Consider the following 19,929-nt stretch of genomic DNA (forward strand, 5'->3'; position numbering starts at 1 on the left):
GCACGGCCGTCCCTCTCGAGCGTGCGAACGTCGGTCCCCTCACCCTCGAGCGGAGGAACGGCAGCCTAACGCGCGTTCGCGGCGGCCGCCCCGTGACTCGTCCGGCGTCCGATGACCAGCGCGACGACGGCCGCGAGGACCGTCACGACGCCGACCACCCACAGTCCGGCGCGCTGGCTGCCGGTCAGGTCGGCGAGGCCGCCGGTGACGTACGGGGCGACGAAGCCCGAGACGTTGCCCAGCGAGTTGATCAGCGCGATCCCGCCGGCGGCGGCGGCGCCCGTGAGGAACTGCGAGGGCAGCGGCCAGAACGTCGGCAGCGCCGAGCAGATGCCGACGGCACAGACGGTCACCGCGGCGATCGCCGAGAACGGGTCCTGCAGGTAGAGCGCGATGGGGATGGCGATGCCGCCGACGAGCATCGGCAGTGCGAGCCACCAGCGCCGCCCGCTCTCGCCGGCGAGGAAGCCGCCGTCGGTGCGCGCGGCGGCCCGGTCGGCCGCGCGGCTCCACAGCACCATCCCGATCGCGGCGACGGCGTAGGGCACCGACGTGACCAGGCCCTTCTCGATCGTGTCGAGCTTCGTGCCGAACTGCTGCTCGAAGCCGGCGACGATCGTGGGCAGGAAGAAGCCGAGCGCGTAGAGGCCGTAGGTGACGCCGAAGTAGACGAAGGCCAGCACGAGGATCCGGGGCGCGGTCAGCGCCCGGCGCAGCGGCCAGTGGCCGGCGGCCTCGACCTGGGCGGACTCGGCGTCGAGGCGGGCCCGCAGCCAGCGCCGCTCGTCGTCGGCGAGCCAGCGGGCGTCCTCGGGCCGGTCGGTGAGCGCCCACAGGGTGAGCAACCCGAGCAGGATCGCCGGGATGCCCTCGAACAGGAACATCACCCGCCAGCCCGACAGGCCGAACAGCCCGTCGCCCGCCTGGATGATCAGGGCGCTGACCGTCGAGCCGACCGCGGTCGACACCGGCACCGCGACCATGAACCAGCCGACCGCCCGCGCCCGGTACTCGGCCGGGAACCAGAAGGTCAGGTACAGGATGATCCCGGGGAAGAAGCCCGCCTCGGCGACGCCGAGCAGGAACCGCAGGATGATCAGGACGGTGGCGTTCGGCGTGAACGCCATGACCGTCGCGACGATCCCCCAGGACACCAGGATCCGGGTGATCCACCGCCGCGCCCCGAAGCGGTGCAGGGCGAGGTTGCTCGGCACCTCGAGCAGCAGGTAGCCGACGAAGAAGATCCCCGACGCCAGCCCGAACACCGTCGCGGTCAGGCCCAGCTCGGCGTTCATGCCGTTCGGGCCGGCGAAGCCGATGTTGACGCGGTCCAGGTAGTTGACGAAGTACAGCAGCCCCAGCAGGGGCATCAGCCGGCGGACGACCTTGCGCAGCGTCCGCCGGCCGAGATCACTGTCCGTGCTCGGTCCGCTCGTCTCCGTCGACACCCGCTCAGTGGACCAGGCGTGTCACGGCGCTGTGAAGTCCTACTTGCAGCTGCGCAGTGCCGACACGTCGGGGGAGCCGCCGCGCTCGAACGAGATGTGCACGTGGTCCTCGTGGTTGGCCGTGGCGCCGCCGCGGTCCTCCATGCCCTCCCAGCCGGACCCGGTGTTGATCCGCTGGTCCCAGATGACGTACGAGACGCCGAGCTCGTCCTTGTTCTCGACGATGCAGTCGGCGATCGCGTCGCCGCTCGTGGTCATGAAGTCGAGCGCGTAGCCGTCCGGGTGGTCGGACTGCCCGCCGCGGCTGCCGACGCCGAGCACGTCGTGGCCGGGGAAGACGCACTCCATCGCGTTGCCGACCTCCTGGACGGAGTCGGCGACCCCGCCGTAGGAGCCCGAGGCCCCGCAGTTCGTCACCGAGGCGGTGCGCTCCTGCTCGGCCGCCCGTTCCTGCGCGGCCTGCTGCGCGCGCCGCTCCTCGGCGGCCCGGGCCCGGGCCTCGCGGGCGGTCGCGGCGTCCGCGGCGCGGTCGCGCTCGGTCGCCTTGATGAGGTCCGCCGACGCGGCGCTCGTGCCCGGGCCGCTGACGGGGGCGACGGCCGAGCGCGCACCGGACGCCGACGAGGACGGGCCGGCGAGGGCGGCACCCTGCGCGGAGAGCTCGAGGGTGGTCGCGGCGCCCTGCGGGTCCTGGTCGGGCAGGGCGATGACCGCCGGCCCGACGAGGGCGAGCGCGCTGCCGGTCAGGCCCGCGGCGAGCGCGCCGTGCCGGATCGCCGAGCGACCGGGGGAGCGGTGCCGGGAGCCGCCGCGGACGGCGCCCACGGGCATGACGAACGGGACGGTGCGGGGCTCGCGTCGACGCGGTGCTTCGTGCGCGTCACGGCCCCTGGGGGAGCGTTGCCGTGTCACGTGCTGCCTTCCACTCACGGGAACGGCCCGGCGACACCGTCGGGGTCGGTGGTCGCCGATCGGGGAGAGCGAGGTCAACCGTGGGGGGAGCCGTGACCTGCTCGTGACCGTTCCGTGAGCGACAGTAGACGAACCGGACGCGGGGATCCGGCGGGGTTGCCTGCTCCACGGCGGGCGGGGAGCACCGCGCGGTCGGCGGTCACGCCGCGCGACGCCGGGACCGCTCGTCGTCACCACCGTCGACGGGCGGCGTCCTCAGCAGGCGAGACGGTCCGCGATCGCCCGGCCGAGCAGGGTGCCCGAGCGCCAGGCCGTCTCGATCTTCGGGCTGCCCCAGCCGTCGCCGCACAGCCCGACGAGGTCGTCGGTGAGCAGGAAGTCGTGCTCGCGCGGCTCCGCCGGGCTCGCGTACGACCAGCGGTGGGCGTGGGTCCAGGCCGGCGCGTCGTCCAGGCCGAGCAGCGCGGTGACCGCGGCGACCACGGGCGGGATGGCGCCGTCGGGGTCGTCGAGGTGGCGGCGGGCGCGCTCGGCGGTGGAGTGCGCGACGAGCACCGGGGCGTCGTCGCCGCGCCGGTCGCCGTCGTCGGCGACGAGGTCGACGTCGGGGTGCCCGTTGACGAACGCGGCGGGGAAGCGTTCCCAGGAGCGGTGCCCGTAGCCCAGAGCCACGGAGATCACCGGCTCCCACGCCCGGCCGGCGACGACCTCGCCGGCGCGCAGGGCAGGGTGCAGGAGGCGGGCGGCCTGCGGATCGGGCATCGCGAGCACGACCGCGCGGGCCGCGAGCCCGTCGACGGCGGGGCCGGGGGTGACGACCTCGACGGTGTGGCCGGTGGCGACGTCCACCCCCTCGGCGAGGTCGGCGACCAGCGAGCGCAGCCCGCCGGGCGCGCACCACCGCTGCGGGCCCTGCTTCGACGACCAGGTGCCGTCGGCGTCGTGGCTCGCGAGCGTGTCGGTCCAGGGGCGGGCGAGCCCGCGGGCGTGCCAGTCGTCGACGACGGCCGAGAACTCGTCGTCGCGCACCGTGAAGTAGGCGGCCCCGAGGTCCACCACGTGATCGGCGCCCGGGGGCAGCGGCCGGCTCGTCATCCGCCCGCCGACGCGGTGCGCGCGCTCCAGCACCCGGGCGGGCGTGCCGGCCGCGGCCAGCGCCCGCGCGCAGGCGATGCCGCTGATGCCGCCACCGACGACGAGGACGTCGGACCGCACCGGCGGCGTGCCGGCACCCGTCACGTCCGCGCCCCCGACCGGTAGACGTGCGTGCTGTCGCGCACCGTGCCCACGTACTCCTCGACGAGGTCCTCCAGGGCGACCAGGCCCACGGTCGACCCCTCCTCGTCCACGGCCCGCGCGAGGTGGGAGCCCTCGCGCCGCAGGGCCGCCAGCGCCTCGTCCACCGGCGCGGAGAGCGCCAGCTCGGGCAGCGCCCGGACCCGGTCGGCCGGGACGGGCTGGTCGCCCGCCTCGTCGTCGGAGCGGCCGTCGCCGTCCGCGTCACCGAGGTCGAGGACGTCCTTGACGTGCAGGTACCCGTCGAGGGCGACCACCGGCTCGTGGTCGGGCACCTCGTCGCCCTCGCCGGGGGAGATCGGCGTGGTGCCGAGCTCGTGGCGGTGGACGTCGAGGCGCGGGTGGGCGTCGGGGGCGAGCGGGGCCTGGACGGGGAAGCGGGAGAAGCCGGTGCGGGCGACGGCCTCCTCCACCGCGCCGACCGTGGGGTTGGGCGGCAGGACGGTGACCCGGTCGAGCGGGATCATGACGTCGGCGACGGTGTGCTCCGCCGAGCTCAGCGCCTGGGTCAGCCGCCGGGTCTGCGAGGCGTCGAGCAGCCCCTCGCGGCGTGACTCCGAGAGCATGTCGGCGATCTCCTGCGGCGTGTAGGCCGCCTCCCGTTCGTCGACGGGGGTCACCCCGAAGAGCCGCAGCACGTGGTTGGCCACCCAGTTGAGCACCACGATGACCGGCCGCGTGACCTTGAGGAAGGCCACCAGCGCGGGGACGAGCCACAGCGACGTGCGCTCCGGCCCGGCGATGGCGATGTTCTTGGGGACCATCTCGCCGATGACGATGTGCAGGATCGTCACGATGGTCAGCGCGACCACGAACGCGATCGGGTGGATGAGCACCTCGGGCACCCCGACCGGCAGCAGCACGCGTTCGAGCTGGTGGGCCACGGCGGGCTCGCCGAGCGAGCCGAGGGCCAGCGAGCAGATCGTGATCCCGAGCTGGGCGGCGGCGAGCATCATCGAGAGGTGCTCGGAGGCGCGCAGCACGGTGGAGGCGCCGGAGGTGCCCTCGGCCTGCAGGGCCTCGAGGCGGTCACGGCGTGCGGTGATCAGCGAGAACTCGGCGCCGACGAAGAACGCGTTGGCCCCGAGCAGCGCGATCATCAGCAGCAGCGCGACGGTGTCGCTCACGAGCCCTCCTCCGCCCCGCTCACGGTGACCGCGGCCGCCTCGACCTTCGGCGGGCGCACCACCCGGACCTCGGAGATCCGGCGGCCGTCGACGCGCGTGACGATGAGCTGCCAGTCGTCGTGGGTCACGGCGTCACCGACGTTGGCCAGGCGCTGCAGCTCCGCGACGACGTAGCCCGCGAGCGTCTCGTAGACCTCGCTCTCCGGGAATCCCCAGCCCACCAGGTCCTCGAGCTCGTCGGGGCGCAGCATGCCGGAGACGATCCAGCTGTCGGGCCCCTCGCCGCGCACGCGGGCCGCCTCGCCGCGGTCGTGCTCGTCGCGGACGTCGCCGACGATCTCCTCGACGAGGTCCTCGAGGGTGACGATGCCGGCGGTGCCGCCGTACTCGTCGACCACCAGCGCCATCTGCAGCCCGGCCCCGCGCAGGCGGTCGAGCAGCTCGTCGCCGTCGAGGGAGTCGGGCACCGTGGTGGCCGTCCGCATGAGGTTGCGCAGCTTCGTGGTGGCCCGCCGGGCCCGCGGCTCGGAGAACGCCTGCTTGACGTGCACGACGCCCTTGATGTCGTCGAGGTCGCGGTCGACCACGGGGAAGCGGGAGAAGCCGGTGCGCACGGTGGCGGCGAGCAGATCGTCCACCGTGTCGTCCTGGGAGAGCGACTCGACCCGCACGCGGGGGGTCATCAGCTCGTCGGCGCGGCGCTCGCTGACCCGCAGCGAGCGCGCCATGACCTCGGCGGTGCCCTCGTCGAGCGTGCCCTGCTGGGCGCTCGTGGCCACCAGCGAGCCGAGCTCCTGCGGCGAGCGCGCCGAGCGCAGCTCCTCGGCGGGCTCGATCCCGAGCCGCCGCACGATCCAGTTCGCCGAGCCGTTCAGCCCGCTGATGAAGAAGGAGAAGATCCGGGAGAAGCCGGCCTGGAGACCGGCGACCATGCGCGCCGTGCCCAGCGGGCGCGCGATGGCGAGGTTCTTGGGCACGAGCTCGCCGAAGGTCATCGACAGCGCGGTGGCGACGACCAGCGCGATGATCGCCGCCGTGCCGACGGCCGCGCCCGGGGGCAGGCCGACGTCCTCGAGCAGCGGGGAGATCAGCGTCGCGATGGCCGGCTCGGAGAGGTAGCCGGTGATCAGCGTGGTGATGGTGATGCCCAGCTGGGCGCCGGAGAGCTCGAACGACAGGTTGCGGTGGGCCCGCTGGACGATCTTGGCGCGGCGGTCGCCCACCTCGGCGACGTGGTTGTCGATCTGGCTGCGCTCGAGGCTGGTCAGGGAGAACTCGGCGGCGACGAAGATCGCCGTCGTGAAGGTGACGGCGACGAACCCGACCAGGCCCAGCACCGACAGGAGGACGTCCACGATCGTTCGAGTCCCCGCCTCAGCCCGTCGTCAACCGAGTCAGCCGGGCCGGGAACCCGCCGGTGGCGATCGGCCCCCACCGCTCGACCGTCAGCCGGATCAGCGACTTCCCCTGCTTCGCCATCGCCTCGCGGTACTCGTCCCAGTCGGGGTGCTCGCCCGAGATGGACCGGAAGTACTCGCACAGCGGCTCGAGCGCGTCGGGCAGGTCGAGCACCTCCGCGGTGCCCTCGACGTGCACCCAGGGGCCGTCGAAGTCGTCGGAGAGCACGCACATCGCCACCCGCGGGTCGCGGCGCACGTTGCCGACCTTCGCCCGCTCCGGGTAGGTCGACACGAGCAGGCGGCCCTCGGCGTCGATCCCGAGGGTCACCGGGGAGGTCTGCTCACCCCCGTCGCGGCGGTGGGTGACGACGATCGCCTTGTGCCGCGTGCGCAGGAACGCGTCGAGCTCCTCGCGGGAGACCCGGTCGTTCGTCGCCACGTTCGCCATGGCGACGAGCGTAGCCGCGGGTACCGGCCGTCCCCTCTACGGTGATCGGCCGTGGGTGCACTGGAGGGCCGGCGGGTCCTGGTCACGGGCGCGTCGTCGGGCATCGGGGCGGCGGTGGCGCGGGCGGCCGCGGACGCCGGCGCGGTGGTCGGGCTGCTGGCCCGGCGTGCGGATCGTCTGGCAGCGCTGGCCGACGAGGTCGGGGGCCACGCCGCCGTCGCCGACGTCACCGATGCGACGGCGGTCACCGACGCCGTGGACCGGCTGGTCCGGGACCTCGGCGGGCTCGACGCCGTGGTGGCCGCGGCCGGGACGTTGCACCTCGGGGCGGTGGGGGAGACGGACCCGCAGCGCTGGCGCGAGGTGTTCGACGTCAACGTCTCCGGCCTGCTCGCGACCGCCCACGCGGCGCTGCCGCACCTCGGCGGGGGCAGCAGCTTCGTGACGATCTCGTCGATGTCCGGGCGGCGTGTGCCGACGGCCGCCGGCGGGGTGTACGCGGCGAGCAAGCACGCCGCCCACGCCGTCGACGAGACCCTGCGCCGCGAGGCGGGCCCGCGCGGCGTGCGGGTGACCACCGTGGCGCCGGGCTTCGTGGCCACCGACCTCCTGGCCGCCGACGAGCCGGGGCGCGAGGACGTCAGATCCTTCCGCGAACGGATGCACGCCCTGGGCCTGACGCCCGAGCACATCGCAGCCGCCGTGGTGCACGTGCTCGGCCTGCCGCCGGAGGTGTGCGTGGTGGAGTACGCCCTGACGTCGACCGCCCAGCAGGCGTGAGCGGGCCCGGTTCGGTGACCTGCGCCGCACGCGGTGGCGGCGGACCCCACGGTCGCGAGAACAATGTCCCGCCATGTGCGACGGAGCGCGGGGGATGACGGGCCCGTGAGCGGCAGCCCGTTCGTCGACTTCGACCGCGCGTCGTGGGCCCAGCTGCGCGACACGAGCGCGGTGCCGCTGACGGCCGAGGAGCTCGAGGAGCTGCGGTCGCTGGGCGACCCGGTCGACCTCGACGAGGTCCGTGACGTCTACCTGCCGGTCTCGCGCCTGCTCGACCTGCACGTCCGCGCGAATGCCGGTCTCCTCGACGCCTACCGCACCTTCCTGCGCCAGGACGAGGAGGCGACGCCGTTCGTCATCGGCATCGCGGGCTCGGTGTCGGTCGGCAAGTCCACGACCGCGCGCCTGCTGCGCCTGCTGCTGGCGCGCTGGTCCGACCACCCCGACGTCGCCCTCGTCACCACCGACGGCTTCCTGCACCCCAACGCCGAGCTCGAGCGACGGGGGCTCATGGGGCGCAAGGGGTTCCCCGAGTCGTACGACCGGCGCGCGCTGCTGCGGTTCGTCTCGGACATCAAGGCCGGCAAGCCCGAGGTCCCGGTGCCGGTCTACTCGCACCTCGTCTACGACGTCCTCGACGAGCAGCGGGTGGTCTCGCGCCCGGACATCCTCGTGCTCGAGGGCCTCAACGTGCTCCAGCCGGCGCCGCAGACCGGCGAGCGGGCGAGCGCGCTCGCCGTCTCGGACCTCATCGACTTCGCCGTCTACGTCGACGCCCACCCCAGCGACGTGCGGCGCTGGTACGTCGAGCGGTTCCTGGCCTTGCGCGAGACGGCGTTCCGCGACCCGGCGTCCTACTTCCGGCGCTACGCGGAGATGGACGAGGACGCCGCGCGGGCGCGGGCCGGGACGATCTGGGACGAGATCAACGGCCCGAACCTGCGGCAGAACATCGCGCCGACCCGCTCGCGGGCCGACCTCGTCCTCACCAAGGGCGGGGACCACACCGTGCGGCGGATCCGGCTGCGCAAGCTCTGAGCCGGGTGCCGCGTCCAGGTGAGGCCTGCGCCTCCACCTGCGCCGACCCTCGTCGTGGGACCATGCGGTATGTCCACTTCCGCCGCCGGGACCCAGGCCGAGCCGTTCAGCGGGCCGTCCGGTGGGTCCGGTTCGTCCGATCCCGACCTCCCGTCGCGCCTGCGGCTGGCCGTGGGCCGCCTGAACCGCCGCATCCGGGTCGACTCCGCGGCCGCGCTGCCGCCCCTGCAGACGTCGGTGCTGGCCACGCTCGAGGACCACGCCCCCCTGCGGCTCTCCGAGCTCGCCCGTCGGGAGGCGGTCACCCCGCCGACGATGAGCCGCGTGCTGGCCGCGCTCGATGACGCGGGCCTGCTCGTGCGCACGCCCGACCCGCAGGACGCCCGGTCGGCGCTGATCCACCTGTCGGACAAGGGGCACGACGCCATCCGGCGCATCCGCACCGAGCGGACGGCCTCGCTGGCGCAGCGCCTCGACCGGCTCGACGCCGAGCAGCGCGCGGCACTCGAGGCCGCCCTGCCCGCGCTCGAGATCCTCGTCGAAGAATGACGATCACTCTCGGCGTGTAACGTTCCGCGTCCGGTCGACGACAGACGGTGTGTCAGGTGTGAGCGAGACGACTCCGGGAGAGCCGGTGCTGTTCCAGGCGCCCCTGCAACGCCGACCCTCGCCACCCGAGGTGGCCGACGAGCGCGAGGCGCTCGAGGGCTGGCTGGACTACTTCCGCGCGCTGGTCGTCGTGGCCCTCGACGGGCTGGACGTGGCGACCCTGCGGCGGCGGGTGCCCGCCGACGGTCCGAGCCTGCTCGCGATCGTCAAGTACCTCACCGAGGTCGAGCGCACCTGGCTCGTCGAGCGCTGGGGCGGCCGCGGCGGCCGGCACGCGCCGAGCTACGTCGACGAGGACGAGCCCGGCTACCGGCTCGCCGACGTCGAGACGCCCCAGGAGGTCGTCGGCGCCTACCTCGAGGCGTGCGAGCAGGGTCGCGACGCGCTGGCCGGCGCCGAGTCGCTCGACGACGCCGTGCGCGACGACCGGCGCGGGCACATCGAGCTGCGCTGGATCCTGCTCCACCTCATCACCGAGACCGCCCGCTACGCCGGCAAGGCCCAGGTGCTGCGCGACGCGGCGGTGCGGTGGCGGGACGTCGAGCCCGGCACCGAGCCCGTCCCGGAGTGATCAGCGGCTGACGCTCGCGGTCACCGTCAGCTCGTCGTGCGCGAAGCAGACGAGCCCCTCGATGGCTCGCGACTCGTCGGTCGGCGTCTCGTACGACCAGGCGGCGTCGGTGAGCACGCGGCCGTCGGGCAGGCGGACCGACCAGTAGGTCGCGTGGCCCTTGTACGGGCACACCGTGCGCTTCTCGGACGGCTCGAGGGTCGCGGTCACGGCCTCGCGCGGCAGGTAGAAGCGGTCGACCAGCCCGGTCTCGCCGAGCAGGACCCCGCCGTCCGCGTCGGCGACGGGCGCGCCGTCGGTGGTCGTGACGGTGATCCGGCGGCCGGTGCGGCGCAGGTCGACGCGGTGGTACGGGTCGGGCAGCCGTCCGATGACCTCGTCGTCCTCGTCGAGCCAGCGGTCGGCGGCCTCGACGGCGAGCACCGCGCGCCCGGCGAGCCACGACGCCTCGGGCTTCGGGTCGGGGTAGGCCCACACCGCGTCCGTGATGACGCGGTCGCCGACGCGCAGCGAGCGGTAGGAGGCGTCGCCCTTGAAGGGGCAGTGGGTCACGGTGTCGCTGGGCTCGAGGAGGTCGGCGCGCAGGTCCTCCTCGGGCACGTAGAGCTGCGGGGGCAGCCCGGTCTCGTAGAGCAGGGCGCCGTCGGTGGTGTCGAGCACGGTGACCCCGTCGACCTCGGCCCGCACGCGCCGCGTGAACGGCTCGAGCAGCAGCGAGTGCGCGGGGCCCTCGACCGTGAACGTGCGGGTCTCGGGGACCTTCCGCGACAGCGGGCCACCGAACATCGTCAGGGCCACGAGGACCTCCTGGGACGGGAGCGGGACTGCCAGGCACAACCCGGCGCGCCGCAGGCGTTGTTCCCGTGCCCCCACGTCAGCTGCTCGCCGCCACCGCCCCCGCGCCCGCGGCGGCCGCCACCGCGGCGTGCACGTCGGCGATCGCGCGCCGGACGGCCTCGCCGGCCCACTCGCCCTCGGCGACGACCTTGCTGCGATCCCGCAGCTCCCGGCGCGGCGCGTCGAGCAGCTCGTGCTCGGCCTTGACCGCGCGCACGAGCGCGACCAGCGCGGCGTCGTCCCGGCTCGGCGCGGCCCCGTCGACGAGGACCGCCCGCAGGCGGGCCACCACGGCGTCGCGGCGGGTCCGATCGGCGGCGGGGTAGCGGGGGGAGCGGGGGATCCCGAGCAACGCGCGCTCCTCGAGGCGCAGCGCGCCGTCGTGGACGAGGCCGGCCATCAGCGGGTCGCGGACCCGCCCCTGGAGCTTCTCGATCGCCGACTTCGGGGAGGCGTCGTCGGGCAGGCGCTCGAGGGCGAGGTCGAGGACGTGGTCGCCGGTGCGCCCGCGGTCGTCGACGACGAGACGGGTGCCGCGCCAGCGCCCGCCGTCGGCGAGGTGCGCACGCCCGTCCAGGACCAGCTGGAGCACGACGGCCCCGGCCAGCGCGCGGGGCAGCGAGGTGGAGTCCACGAGCGGCGCGCCGGTGTCGGGCTCGTGGAGGAGCAGGGCCAGGTCCTCGGCGGTGCGCATGACGTCATCGTGGCGCCCACCACCCCGCGTCCGCGTCCCTCCCGGGACGGAGATGCGTGGTCCCGTCCGCTGCGGGGATGACCCCGGCGTGAGCGCCTCCATCGAGCCCGTCACCCGCGAGGCCCCCGGCTACACGGGCCCGACGATGATGACCCAGCGCTGGTGCGACGTCGCGTTCCTGCACTGGGCGCTCGACCCGGCGCAGGTGGCCCCGCTGCTCCCACCCGGGGTGCACCCCGACGTGCACGACGGCGCGACCTGGGTGGGGCTCGTGCCGTTCCGGATGGTCGGTGCGGGAGTGCTGCGCGGGCCGTCGATCCCGTGGCTGGGCACGTTCCCCGAGACCAACGTCCGGCTCTACACCGTCGACGAGCGCGGGGTGCGGGGCATCGTCTTCCGGAGCCTCGACGCCTCGCGGCTCGCGGTGGTCGCCGGGGCGCGGGCGGCGTTCGGGCTGCCGTACCGCTGGGCCTCGATGGAGGTCGCCGACGACGGTGACGAGCGGACCTACGTCACGGAGCGGCCACACCCCAGCCGGGTGCGGATCCGGGTGGGCGAGGCCGTCGAGAGCGGACCGTCCCCCGGGTCGAGCTCCGCAGGCTCCGGCTCGCTGGAGGACTTCCTCACCGCCCGCTGGGGCCTGCACGAACGTCACCTCGGCGTCGACTGGTACGTCCCGAACGTGCACGAGCCCTGGCCGTTGCACCACGCCGAGCTGCGCGAGCTCGACGACACCCTGCTCGCCGCCGCGGGCTTCCCCGACCTCGCGGGACGGCCGCCGGACCACGTCGCCGCCTCGCCCGGGGTCTCGGTGCGCTTCGGCTTCCCGCGACCGTGGCGCCGGCCCGGGCTGCTCCGGCGGTCCTGAGCGCACGACGACGGGCCCGTCCCGCTCGCGAGGCGAGCGGGACGGGCCGTCACGTCCGGTCGTCGGGTCGTCAGGGCCGGCGCAGCCCCGTCGCCCACTGCAGGTCCGCGAACACGGCGACCGCCGCGGCCTGGGCGAGGACGACGACCGCGCCGAGCACGGTCAGCTGCTCCCACGCGCCGACGGCGAGCCCGAGGCTCATCAGCACCCAGGCGCTGTTCCCGAGCACGACGACCCAGGTCAGCGGGCGGGGGATCGCCGGCCGCGCGGCCAGCGCGACCAGCCCGGCGGCGTACACGACGAGGAACACGCCCACGCCGAGCAGCAGCGGACCGGACAGGCCCAGCCACGTGTCGAGGACCCCGGCGCCCGCGGCGGCGGCGATCCCGAGCGCGCCGGACGCGGCGGCGTCGAGGCGCAGGAACCCCCGCAGGGCGCGGTGCGTGTCGGTGGTGGGGGCGGTGGTGGGGGTGGTCGTGGCGGTCATGGTGTCCTCCTCGGGGCCGGTGCGGCTGTCGGGGAGAAGCCTGCGGCGGCGCGGGTAACCGGGTCGATGACCTCGGAGGTCATGGCCCTCGTCCCGGGCGCAGCCCTAACGTCGGCACCCGTGACGACCCTGGAGTCCCGCCCCGCGCCCGGCGACCTGCTGCGCGGCTGGCGCACCCGCCGCCGGCGCAGCCAGATGGACCTCGCCCTCGACGTCGGTGTCTCCACCCGCCACCTGAGCTTCGTCGAGACCGGGCGGGCCCGCGCGAGCCGCGAGCTGCTCGTCGACCTGTGCGAGCACCTCGACGTCCCGCTGCGCGAGCGCAACACCCTGCTGCTCGCCGCCGGCTTCGCCCCGACCTACAGCGAGTCGCGCCTCGACGCGGCCGCCCTCGACGCCGTCCGGGACGCGCTGGAGCACCTGCTCGCGGGCCACGAACCGTTCCCCGCGCTCGTCGTCGACCGCTGCGGCGACGTCGTCATGGCCAACCGCGCCGTCGGCGCCCTGCTCGCGCTGCTCGACCCGGCCCTGCTCACGCCGCCGGTCAACGTCTACCGGCTGAGCCTGCACCCCGACGGGCTCGCGCCCCACGTCCGCAACCTCGCCGAGTGGGCCGGGCACCTGCTGCACCGCCTCGAGCGCCTCACCGACCTCACCGGCGACCCGCGCCTCGTCGCGCTGCGCGACGAGCTCACCGGCTACGCCCCGCCCGCCCCGACCGGCCCGGCGGCCGGGGCGGCGCACGTGATGCTGCCGCTGCACCTCACCCTCCCCGCGGGCGACCTGCGGCTCTACTCCACGATCACGCACTTCGGCGCCGCCTGGGACGTCACGCTCGACGAGCTGTCGCTGGAGTCGTTCGTGCCCGCCGACGCCGAGACGCGGGCGGTGCTGGAGCGGCTCGTCAGCGAGTGAGCCGGCGCGCGTGGACCGCGATCACCGGGTCGTCGGTGGACTCCCGCCGCTCCGCCACCGGCTCGGCGAACGCGCCGGCCTCGCGCAGGTAGGTGGCGACGATCGCGGCGCGCTGGCGGTCGTCGGCGGCGAGCCAGCCGCGGATCGCCTTGGTGGGGAAACAGCGGTTCGAGAAGGTCAGCGCGAAGGTGCCGCCGGGCCGCAGGACGCGGCCGACCTCGGCGCACACCGCGACCGGCGTGGTCAGGTAGTCGATCGAGACCGTGCAGACGACGGTGTCGAAGGACGCGTCGGCGAAGGGGAGCGTCGGGTCGGCGTTGAGGTCGCGGACCACCCGCTCGTCGGCCATCGGGTTGGCGTCGAGCTCGGCGGCGTTCATCCCGAGCACGGTGAGGTGGCGCGGGCGGGTGCGCAGGTGCGACACCCACGAGCTCATGAGGTCCAGCACGTCGCCGTCGACCCCGATCTCGTCGTAGAACGCGCCGACCGCGGCGATCGCGCCGTCGTCGATGTGCTGGACGAGGCGGGGCGGGCCGTAGAAGGCGGCGTCGTCGCCGTCGTCGGCGCGGTCGAAGAACCCGGGCGGGAAGGTCACGGACGGCGTCACACCGCCCGGGTGCCCCGGGGTCGCCCGTCACATGTGATCCCGTCGGCGGCGCCGGGTGCGGGGCGGACGCGGTGGGGACGATGGCCCGCATGGCCGACCCCGCCCCGGTGCTCCCCGCCGGCCCGACCCTGCCCGGCGAGGGCGCGCTGACCGACGCGGCCGCCTTCCCCGTCCTGCGCACCGTGGCCCCGCGCTACGCCGACCTCGGCGGCGACGGCCGGGTGACGACGGTGGCGCTGGGCCGGTGGTTCGAGGAGGCGCGGGTCGCGGCGGGCCTGCCCCGGTTCCGCCGGCTCGTCGAGGACGGCGGGTTCTCGAGCTTCCGCATCCTGCTCGCCGCCCAGCGCATCCGACGGCTCGCCCCGGTGACCCCCGGCCTGGACCACCGCATCGGCTCCGGCGTGCGGCGCATCGGCAGGTCGTCGTACTCCTGGGGCCACGGCGTCTTCGCCGGCGACCGGTGCGTCGCGGTGTCCGACTCGGTGACGGTGCTGGCGACGGGCGCGGGCCCCAGCGGGCTGCCCGACGAGCTGCGCGCCGACCTCGCCGCGCTGGTCATCGACGAGCCCGGCGACGCCGCGCCCCGCCCGGAGGCCGCGCGCCGCGAGTACGCGCGCTACCCCCACGCGCACCGGATCACCACGCGGATCGGGGACGTGGACACCAACCGGCACGTCAACAACGTCGCCGTCCTGTCCTGGTACGCCGACGCGGTCGCGTCCTGGCAGTCCGCGCGGCTCGGGGACCCCGACGGCGGGCCGCCCGAGGACCTCGCCCCGGTGGCGTGGGACGTGCAGTACGTCGACGAGGTCGCCCATCCGCGCACCTACGACGTCGTCCTCGCGGTGGATCGGGAGACGGAGCGCAGCGGAGCTCGACCCTTCGACACCGCCCCGGACGGCCTGCACTACCGCGCGGGCGTCTTCGCGGGGGAGCGCTGCGTGGGCCTCGCCGACGGGATCGGCGCGGCCGGGCCGTTCGACGCCGACGGGTCCGGCTGGATCGCGTGAGCCCTCAGCCCGAGGCCGTCGCCAGTGACCGCGCCAGCCGCGCGAACCCCTCCTCGAGCCGCACCTGCGGCTCGTAGCCCAGGTCGCGGCGGGCGGCGCCGATGTCGAACCAGTGCGCCGTGGCGAGCTGGCGGGCGAGGAAGCGGGTCATCGGCGGGTCGTCGGTGCGCCCGAGCAGCGACCACACCGCCTCGACGGCCGCGCCGGCGGCGACCGCGACCGGCCGCGGCACGGTGCCCGTGACCGGCGGGAGCCCGCCCGCGCCGAGGATGCCGTCGATGAGCTCGCGGATCGGGCGCGGGTCGCCCGAGGTGATGAAGTAGGCCCGCCCGGCGCAGGCGGCCCCGGGCGCGAGGCGGTCGGCGGCGTCGAGGTGCGCCCGGGCGGCGTCGGCGACGTAGGTCGTGTCGATCACCGACGAGCCGTCCCCGACGAGGCGCAGCTGCCCGCGCCGCGCGCGGTCGAGGATGCGGGGCACGAGCTGGGTGTCGCCGGGACCCCACACGAGGTGCGGGCGCAGGGCCACGGTCGCGAGGTCGGGCCCGTTCGCCGCGAGCACGAGGCGCTCGGCCTCGGCCTTCGTCTCCGGGTAGGCGGAGTCGAAGTGCGTCGCGTAGGGCAACGACTCGTCGCCGCCGTGCAGGTCGCCGCCGGTGTGCACGACGCTCGGGGTGCTCGTGAACACCAGCCGCCGCACCCCGGCGTCACGGCAGGCGTCGAGGAGCACGCGGGTGGCCTCGACGTTGCTGCGGCGGAAGTCGGCGGTGCGCCCGCCGATGCCGGCCTTCGCGGCGACGTGCAGGACCACGTCGACGCCCCCGGCGCCCTCGACCGCCGCGCGCGCCACCGCCGGGTCGGCGAGGTCACCGCGCACCGTGTGCACGCCGCGGGCCCGCAGGTCCGGGTAGTCCCCGCGGGCGACGCTGGTGACCGTGTCCCCGCGCGCCAGCAGGGCGTCGACCACCGCGCCGCCGAGGAAGCCGCCGCCCCCGGTGACCAGCGCCCTCACGCCAGCTCCCGCGTCGCCCAGGCCGCCAGCGCCGGGCGGTCGATCTTCGAGTTGTGGCGCGGGTCGACGGGCAGGCCCGGGTGCTCGAGCAGGGTGTGGACCGTCGCGGTGCGCGGGTCGTCCGCGGCCAGGTCCAGGAGCTCGGCCCGCAGCGCGTCGTCCAGCCGGGTCGGCGCCGCGAGCTCGACGACGAGCACCGGGCGCTGCGCACCCCGCGGCCCGACCCCGACCAGCGCGGAGCGGCGCACGGCCGGGTGCCGGTTGAGCACCTCCTCGCACGGCACGCTGTACAGCGGGCCGTCGGCGGTGTGGACGACGTGCGCGACCCGGCCGGCGAACCACAGCCGCCCCTGGGCGTCGAGTGAGGCGAGGTCGCCCGTGCGGTGGGCCGGCACCCCGTCCCAGTCGACCGTGGCCGCGGCCGTCGCCTCGGGCCGCTCGGCGTAGCCCGCGCGGACCACCGGACCGCGCACGACGACCTCGCCGACCTCGCCGGGCGCGACCTCGCCGGCCGCCGCCACCGAGCTCACCGGCCCGTCGGTGACGCGGATCAGGGTCACGTCGACGCCGGGCACCGGCCGCCCGACGCAGATGCCGTCGTCGGGCAGGGCGAACAGCTCGTCGCTGCCGATCGTCGTCACCGGGAGGGCCTCGGTGGCGCCGTAGGGGGTGTGGACCTGGGCGCCGGCCCCGAGGAGGGCCAGCACGCGGCGCTGGGTCTCGCGGGGGACGGGCGCGCCGGCCGAGACGACCCGGCGCAGGTCGGGCAGCAGGGTGCCCGCCGGGGCGCCGCGCCCGAGCCGGTCGAGCACCGCGGGGGAGCCGAACATGACCGTCGCGCGGGTGCGCCGGGCGGCGCGGACGAGCCGTCCCGGCACGACCTTCGCCGGGCGGGTCGGGTCCATGCGCGGGATCACGGTCGTCATGCCCAGCGCCGGCCCGAACAGCGCGAACGGGGGGAAGGTCGCGAGGCTGACGTCGCCCGGGCCGAGGCCGTAGAGGTCACGGACCAGCCCGGCCTGGGCGAGCAGGCCCGCGGGGGAGTGCTCGACGCCCTTGGGCGGGCCGGTGCTGCCGCTGGTGAAGAGGATCGCGGCGGGGGTGTCGGGCGGGGGCGGCACGACGGCGACCGGGCCGGTCCGGGCGCCGTCGCGTTCGAGCCGGCGCAGCCACGTGGTGCCGGGGACGGGCACCGGCCCGGCGGCGACCGCGATCCGCGCGTCGGGGCACCAGCCCAGCGCCCGGCGGGCCAGGTGGGCCTTCGCGACCCCGACGAACGCCTCCGGGGCGACCTCGCCGAGGCAGTCCCGCACCCGCGCGAGGCCGATGCCGGGATCGACGACCACCGGCACCGCGCGCACCCGCAGCAGGGCGTGGGCGAGCACGAAGAAGTCGGCGGTCGGGGGGACGAGCAGCGCGGTGCGCGTGCCCGGGCCGATGCCGGCGGCGACGAGCCCGGCGGCGGCGTCCTCGACGCGGCGCGCGAGCGTGCCGAAGTCGACGGTCCGGTGCGTGCCGAGCGGCCCCGGGAGCACGAGCGCGGGGCGTCGCGGGTCGGCGGCGGCGTGGGCGACGAACAGGTCGTCCAGCGAGGTGGGGGACCCGACGGCGGTCAAGGGGACCCCGCCAGGAAGTCCCGCACGCCCGGCACGATGCGATCGGCGGCGTCCTCGAGCACGTAGTGCCCGGCGTCGGCGAGGCGGTGGACCTCGGCGTGGGGCAGGTAGGTGGCGAGCTCGTCGAGGATCCGCACGTCGAACACCGGGTCCTGCAGGCCCCACCAGACTTGGACCGGGAGCTCGTCGAGCAGCGGCAGCCTCGTGGCGAGGCGCTCGAGCACGGGCTGCGCCGGGTCCCCGGGATCGGTCGGGATGTCCTGCACGAACGCGTGGACCGCGGTCCGGTGGGTGGGGCTCGCGTACGGCGCGAGCAGGCCGCGGCGGGCCTCGGCCGGCAGCCAACGGCGGGTGGTGCCCAGCGCGAGGGCGCCGCGGGAGAACGCACCGAGGCCGCGCACCGCGACGTCGCCGACGACGGGCAGCCGCGCGACCTGCAGCGTCCACGGGAGGCGGTGGCCCGCCGGGAGCGGGAACGCCGCGGTGTTGAGCAGGACGACCTTGTCGAGGCGCTCGAGGTTCTCGACGGCCCAGGACAGCGCGATCGGCCCGCCCCAGTCGTGGACGACGAGCGAGATCGGCTCGTCGAGCTCCAGGGCGTCGACGAACGCGCCGAGGTCGTCGACGCGGCGGCGCAGGGTGTGCGGGTACTCGTCGGCGCTCGGGCGCGCCGAGCGGCCCATCCCGATGTGGTCGGGCGCGATCGCCCGCATCCCGGCGGCCGGTAGCGCCGCGAGCAGCGAGCGCCAGTAGAACGACCAGGTCGGGTTGCCGTGGACGAGCAGGACGGGCGGGCCGGATCCCTCGTCGACGTAGGACATCCGGTGCCCGCCGATCTCGACCGACCGCGGCGTCGACGGGTGGCCCGCGACGGTCAGGGCGGCCAGGTCGTCGGGGGAGGGCCGCGTCCGCAGCGACCCGATCACCGACCCGATCACCGACCCGATCACCACAGCACCTCGGCGGCCGCGGCGTTGATCCCGCTGCCGACGCCCATGAGCATCACCCGCGAGCCGTCGGTGACCGTGCCGTCCTCGACGGCCTTGCTCAGCACCGTCGGCACGCCGGCCGGACCGATGTTGCCGAGGCGCGGGTACTGCGACGGGAAGCGCTCCTCGGCGAGCTGGAGCTGCTCGGCGACGGCCCGGGTGTGGACCTTGCTGACCTGGTGCAGGCAGTACACGTCGTAGCCGGCGGCGTCCCAGGAGAAGGTGTCGACGGCCTCCTTCCACGTGCGCCCGGCGAGCTCCATGCCCGCCATGAGCAGGCCACGGGTGTCGGTGCGCATCTCGTCGGCCTGCCCGACGCAGAGGTCGGCGTTGCCGGTGGTGCTGGCCCGGCCGAGCCCGCCGAGGAAACGGTGCCCGCCCGGCCCGTCGGCGCGCGAGAGCACCATGGCCACCGCGCCGGAGCCGACGGTGAGCGTGGCGAACTGCTCGTGGAACATGTGGCGCGTGGCCTCCGGGCCCGCGAGCCGCGCGATCGTCGACTCCATCGCGAAGCGGCTGGTCTCCCCGGCCACGACGAGGCCGTGGTCGATCTCGCCGTGCTCGATCATCGTCGCGACGAGGTTCATCCCGTTGAGGAACCCGAGGCAGGCGTTGCCGAGGTCGAAGTTCACGGCCTCGGAGGGCAGTTCCATCCGGCCGTGGACGATGCTCGCGGTCGACGGTTCGAGGTGGTCGCGGCTGACCGAGGTGTTGATCAGCGCGCCGATCGCGTCGCGGTCGACGCCGCTGCGCGCCAGGGCCTCCTCGCCGGCCCGCGCGGCGACCTCGCTGGGCATCGTGCCCTCGTCCCAGACGCGACGCTCGACGATGCCCGAGAGCTTCTCGAGCAGGCCCGGCGTGATGCGCAGGCGGGCCAGGGTGTCGCCCAGGCGGTCCTCGAGCTCGGTGGAGCTCACGACGTCCGGGGCGTCGAGGTGCGCCAGCCCGGTGATGACGACCTGGTCGTAGCGCTGTGCCGCTCTCATGGTCTCGACCATGCCGGGGAGAATTGTGTGCCGCCGATTCCCGGTGTCCCGGACACGATGTACCGGATAATGACGGGAACTGCTACCGTCGGTCGCACGAACGGCGGTAACAGGAAAGATCGCCGCACTTTCTCCACCGAACGGCCGCGAATGCTGTGCCGCAGGAGGCACGGCATTTCCGGCGGAAGCTACGGCAGTACCGCGCAGTAGGCTCGTCGTCGATCTGCGACATTCTCCGCAGTCGGCGGGCGGTCGCGGGAACGTGATCGACCGGCCGGGCGT

At 75.2% G+C, this 19,929-nt stretch carries 21 protein-coding genes; 7 read left to right on the forward strand and 14 right to left on the reverse strand.

All coding sequences use genetic code 11. The features are described 5' to 3' along the window. Positions 1 to 65: 65 nt before the first annotated feature. The 6 genes from PGB27_RS03855 to PGB27_RS03880 form a co-directional block, all read right to left on the reverse strand. Positions 66 to 1,370 (reverse strand): MFS transporter, encoded by a 1,305-nt coding sequence (locus PGB27_RS03855; protein WP_274199599.1) that lies wholly within the window; start codon positions 1,368 to 1,370, stop codon positions 66 to 68. Positions 1,371 to 1,487: 117 nt separating this feature from the next. Beyond that, positions 1,488 to 2,279 (reverse strand): hypothetical protein, encoded by a 792-nt coding sequence (locus PGB27_RS03860; protein WP_274199034.1) that lies wholly within the window; start codon positions 2,277 to 2,279, stop codon positions 1,488 to 1,490. A 336-nt stretch (positions 2,280 to 2,615) separates the two neighbouring features. Continuing rightward, positions 2,616 to 3,599, reverse strand: a complete 984-nt coding sequence (locus PGB27_RS03865; RefSeq protein ID WP_274199035.1) for an NAD(P)/FAD-dependent oxidoreductase — start codon at positions 3,597 to 3,599, stop codon at positions 2,616 to 2,618. Next, positions 3,596 to 4,783 carry a hemolysin family protein gene (locus PGB27_RS03870; RefSeq protein ID WP_274199036.1) on the reverse strand — a complete coding sequence of 396 codons (1,188 nt, stop codon included), beginning with the start codon at positions 4,781 to 4,783 and terminating at the stop codon, positions 3,596 to 3,598. Before PGB27_RS03870 ends, PGB27_RS03865 begins: the two co-directional genes overlap by 4 nt. Then, positions 4,780 to 6,141 (reverse strand): hemolysin family protein, encoded by a 1,362-nt coding sequence (locus tag PGB27_RS03875; RefSeq protein WP_274199600.1) that lies wholly within the window; start codon positions 6,139 to 6,141, stop codon positions 4,780 to 4,782. Before PGB27_RS03875 ends, PGB27_RS03870 begins: the two co-directional genes overlap by 4 nt. 16 nt (positions 6,142 to 6,157) lie before the next feature. Then, on the reverse strand, positions 6,158 to 6,631 hold the full coding sequence (locus PGB27_RS03880) for a PPOX class F420-dependent oxidoreductase (RefSeq protein ID WP_274199037.1): 474 nt from the start codon (positions 6,629 to 6,631) through the stop codon (positions 6,158 to 6,160). Between the two features lie 51 nt (positions 6,632 to 6,682). Here PGB27_RS03880 and PGB27_RS03885 point away from each other — a divergent pair, with 51 nt between their 5' ends. From PGB27_RS03885 to PGB27_RS03900, 4 genes are all read left to right on the forward strand, one after another. Further along, positions 6,683 to 7,411 carry an SDR family oxidoreductase gene (locus tag PGB27_RS03885; RefSeq protein ID WP_274199038.1) on the forward strand — a complete coding sequence of 243 codons (729 nt, stop codon included), beginning with the start codon at positions 6,683 to 6,685 and terminating at the stop codon, positions 7,409 to 7,411. A 63-nt stretch (positions 7,412 to 7,474) separates the two neighbouring features. Further along, the gene (gene coaA / locus PGB27_RS03890; protein WP_274199039.1) at positions 7,475 to 8,449 is read left to right on the forward strand and encodes a type I pantothenate kinase; all 975 of its coding nucleotides are present in this window, start codon (positions 7,475 to 7,477) and stop codon (positions 8,447 to 8,449) included. A 69-nt stretch (positions 8,450 to 8,518) separates the two neighbouring features. Beyond that, a complete protein-coding gene (locus PGB27_RS03895) occupies positions 8,519 to 8,998 on the forward strand; it encodes a MarR family transcriptional regulator (RefSeq protein ID WP_274199040.1) in 480 nt (159 codons plus the stop codon). Positions 8,999 to 9,056: 58 nt separating this feature from the next. After that, positions 9,057 to 9,629: a mycothiol transferase gene (locus PGB27_RS03900; protein WP_274199041.1), complete on the forward strand. Its 573-nt coding sequence runs from the start codon at positions 9,057 to 9,059 to the stop codon at positions 9,627 to 9,629. On the opposite strand, the gene PGB27_RS03905 is transcribed toward PGB27_RS03900, so the two are convergent. Next, positions 9,630 to 10,427 carry a DUF427 domain-containing protein gene (locus PGB27_RS03905; RefSeq protein ID WP_274199042.1) on the reverse strand — a complete coding sequence of 266 codons (798 nt, stop codon included), beginning with the start codon at positions 10,425 to 10,427 and terminating at the stop codon, positions 9,630 to 9,632. A 76-nt stretch (positions 10,428 to 10,503) separates the two neighbouring features. Beyond that, positions 10,504 to 11,160 carry a GOLPH3/VPS74 family protein gene (locus PGB27_RS03910; RefSeq protein ID WP_274199043.1) on the reverse strand — a complete coding sequence of 219 codons (657 nt, stop codon included), beginning with the start codon at positions 11,158 to 11,160 and terminating at the stop codon, positions 10,504 to 10,506. 88 nt (positions 11,161 to 11,248) lie between these two features. Between PGB27_RS03910 and PGB27_RS03915 the strand changes: the two genes are divergently transcribed. After that, the gene (locus tag PGB27_RS03915; protein WP_274199044.1) at positions 11,249 to 12,028 is read left to right on the forward strand and encodes a YqjF family protein; all 780 of its coding nucleotides are present in this window, start codon (positions 11,249 to 11,251) and stop codon (positions 12,026 to 12,028) included. Positions 12,029 to 12,098: 70 nt separating this feature from the next. Here PGB27_RS03915 and PGB27_RS03920 read toward each other — a convergent pair whose 3' ends face one another. Continuing rightward, complete coding sequence (locus PGB27_RS03920; RefSeq protein WP_274199045.1) at positions 12,099 to 12,515, reverse strand: hypothetical protein; 417 nt, start codon at positions 12,513 to 12,515, stop codon at positions 12,099 to 12,101. Between the two features lie 120 nt (positions 12,516 to 12,635). Here PGB27_RS03920 and PGB27_RS03925 point away from each other — a divergent pair, with 120 nt between their 5' ends. Then, complete coding sequence (locus PGB27_RS03925) at positions 12,636 to 13,430, forward strand: MmyB family transcriptional regulator (protein ID WP_274199046.1); 795 nt, start codon at positions 12,636 to 12,638, stop codon at positions 13,428 to 13,430. Here the strand turns inward: PGB27_RS03925 and PGB27_RS03930 are convergent. Beyond that, positions 13,420 to 14,025 (reverse strand): class I SAM-dependent methyltransferase, encoded by a 606-nt coding sequence (locus tag PGB27_RS03930; protein ID WP_274199047.1) that lies wholly within the window; start codon positions 14,023 to 14,025, stop codon positions 13,420 to 13,422. The genes PGB27_RS03925 and PGB27_RS03930 overlap by 11 nt on opposite strands. A gap of 101 nt (positions 14,026 to 14,126) precedes the next feature. Between PGB27_RS03930 and PGB27_RS03935 the strand changes: the two genes are divergently transcribed. Next, positions 14,127 to 15,047, forward strand: a complete 921-nt coding sequence (locus tag PGB27_RS03935) for an acyl-CoA thioesterase (RefSeq protein WP_274199048.1) — start codon at positions 14,127 to 14,129, stop codon at positions 15,045 to 15,047. A 4-nt stretch (positions 15,048 to 15,051) separates the two neighbouring features. On the opposite strand, the gene PGB27_RS03940 is transcribed toward PGB27_RS03935, so the two are convergent. Genes PGB27_RS03940 through PGB27_RS03955 form a run of 4 tightly spaced genes read right to left on the reverse strand, consistent with a single transcriptional unit; the run spans position 15,052 to position 19,647 of the window. Continuing rightward, positions 15,052 to 16,056: an NAD-dependent epimerase/dehydratase family protein gene (locus PGB27_RS03940; protein ID WP_274199049.1), complete on the reverse strand. Its 1,005-nt coding sequence runs from the start codon at positions 16,054 to 16,056 to the stop codon at positions 15,052 to 15,054. Continuing rightward, positions 16,053 to 17,672 carry a fatty acid CoA ligase family protein gene (locus PGB27_RS03945; RefSeq protein WP_274199050.1) on the reverse strand — a complete coding sequence of 540 codons (1,620 nt, stop codon included), beginning with the start codon at positions 17,670 to 17,672 and terminating at the stop codon, positions 16,053 to 16,055. The genes PGB27_RS03940 and PGB27_RS03945 overlap by 4 nt, the downstream gene beginning before the upstream one ends. Next, complete coding sequence (locus PGB27_RS03950; protein ID WP_274199051.1) at positions 17,669 to 18,622, reverse strand: alpha/beta fold hydrolase; 954 nt, start codon at positions 18,620 to 18,622, stop codon at positions 17,669 to 17,671. Before PGB27_RS03950 ends, PGB27_RS03945 begins: the two co-directional genes overlap by 4 nt. After that, on the reverse strand, positions 18,619 to 19,647 hold the full coding sequence (locus tag PGB27_RS03955; protein WP_274199052.1) for a 3-oxoacyl-ACP synthase III: 1,029 nt from the start codon (positions 19,645 to 19,647) through the stop codon (positions 18,619 to 18,621). The genes PGB27_RS03950 and PGB27_RS03955 overlap by 4 nt, the downstream gene beginning before the upstream one ends. Positions 19,648 to 19,929 lie beyond the last annotated feature (282 nt).

Origin of the sequence: Actinomycetospora lemnae (genome assembly GCF_028737315.1) — a bacterium.
Classification (GTDB): Bacteria; Actinomycetota; Actinomycetes; order Mycobacteriales; family Pseudonocardiaceae; genus Actinomycetospora; species Actinomycetospora lemnae.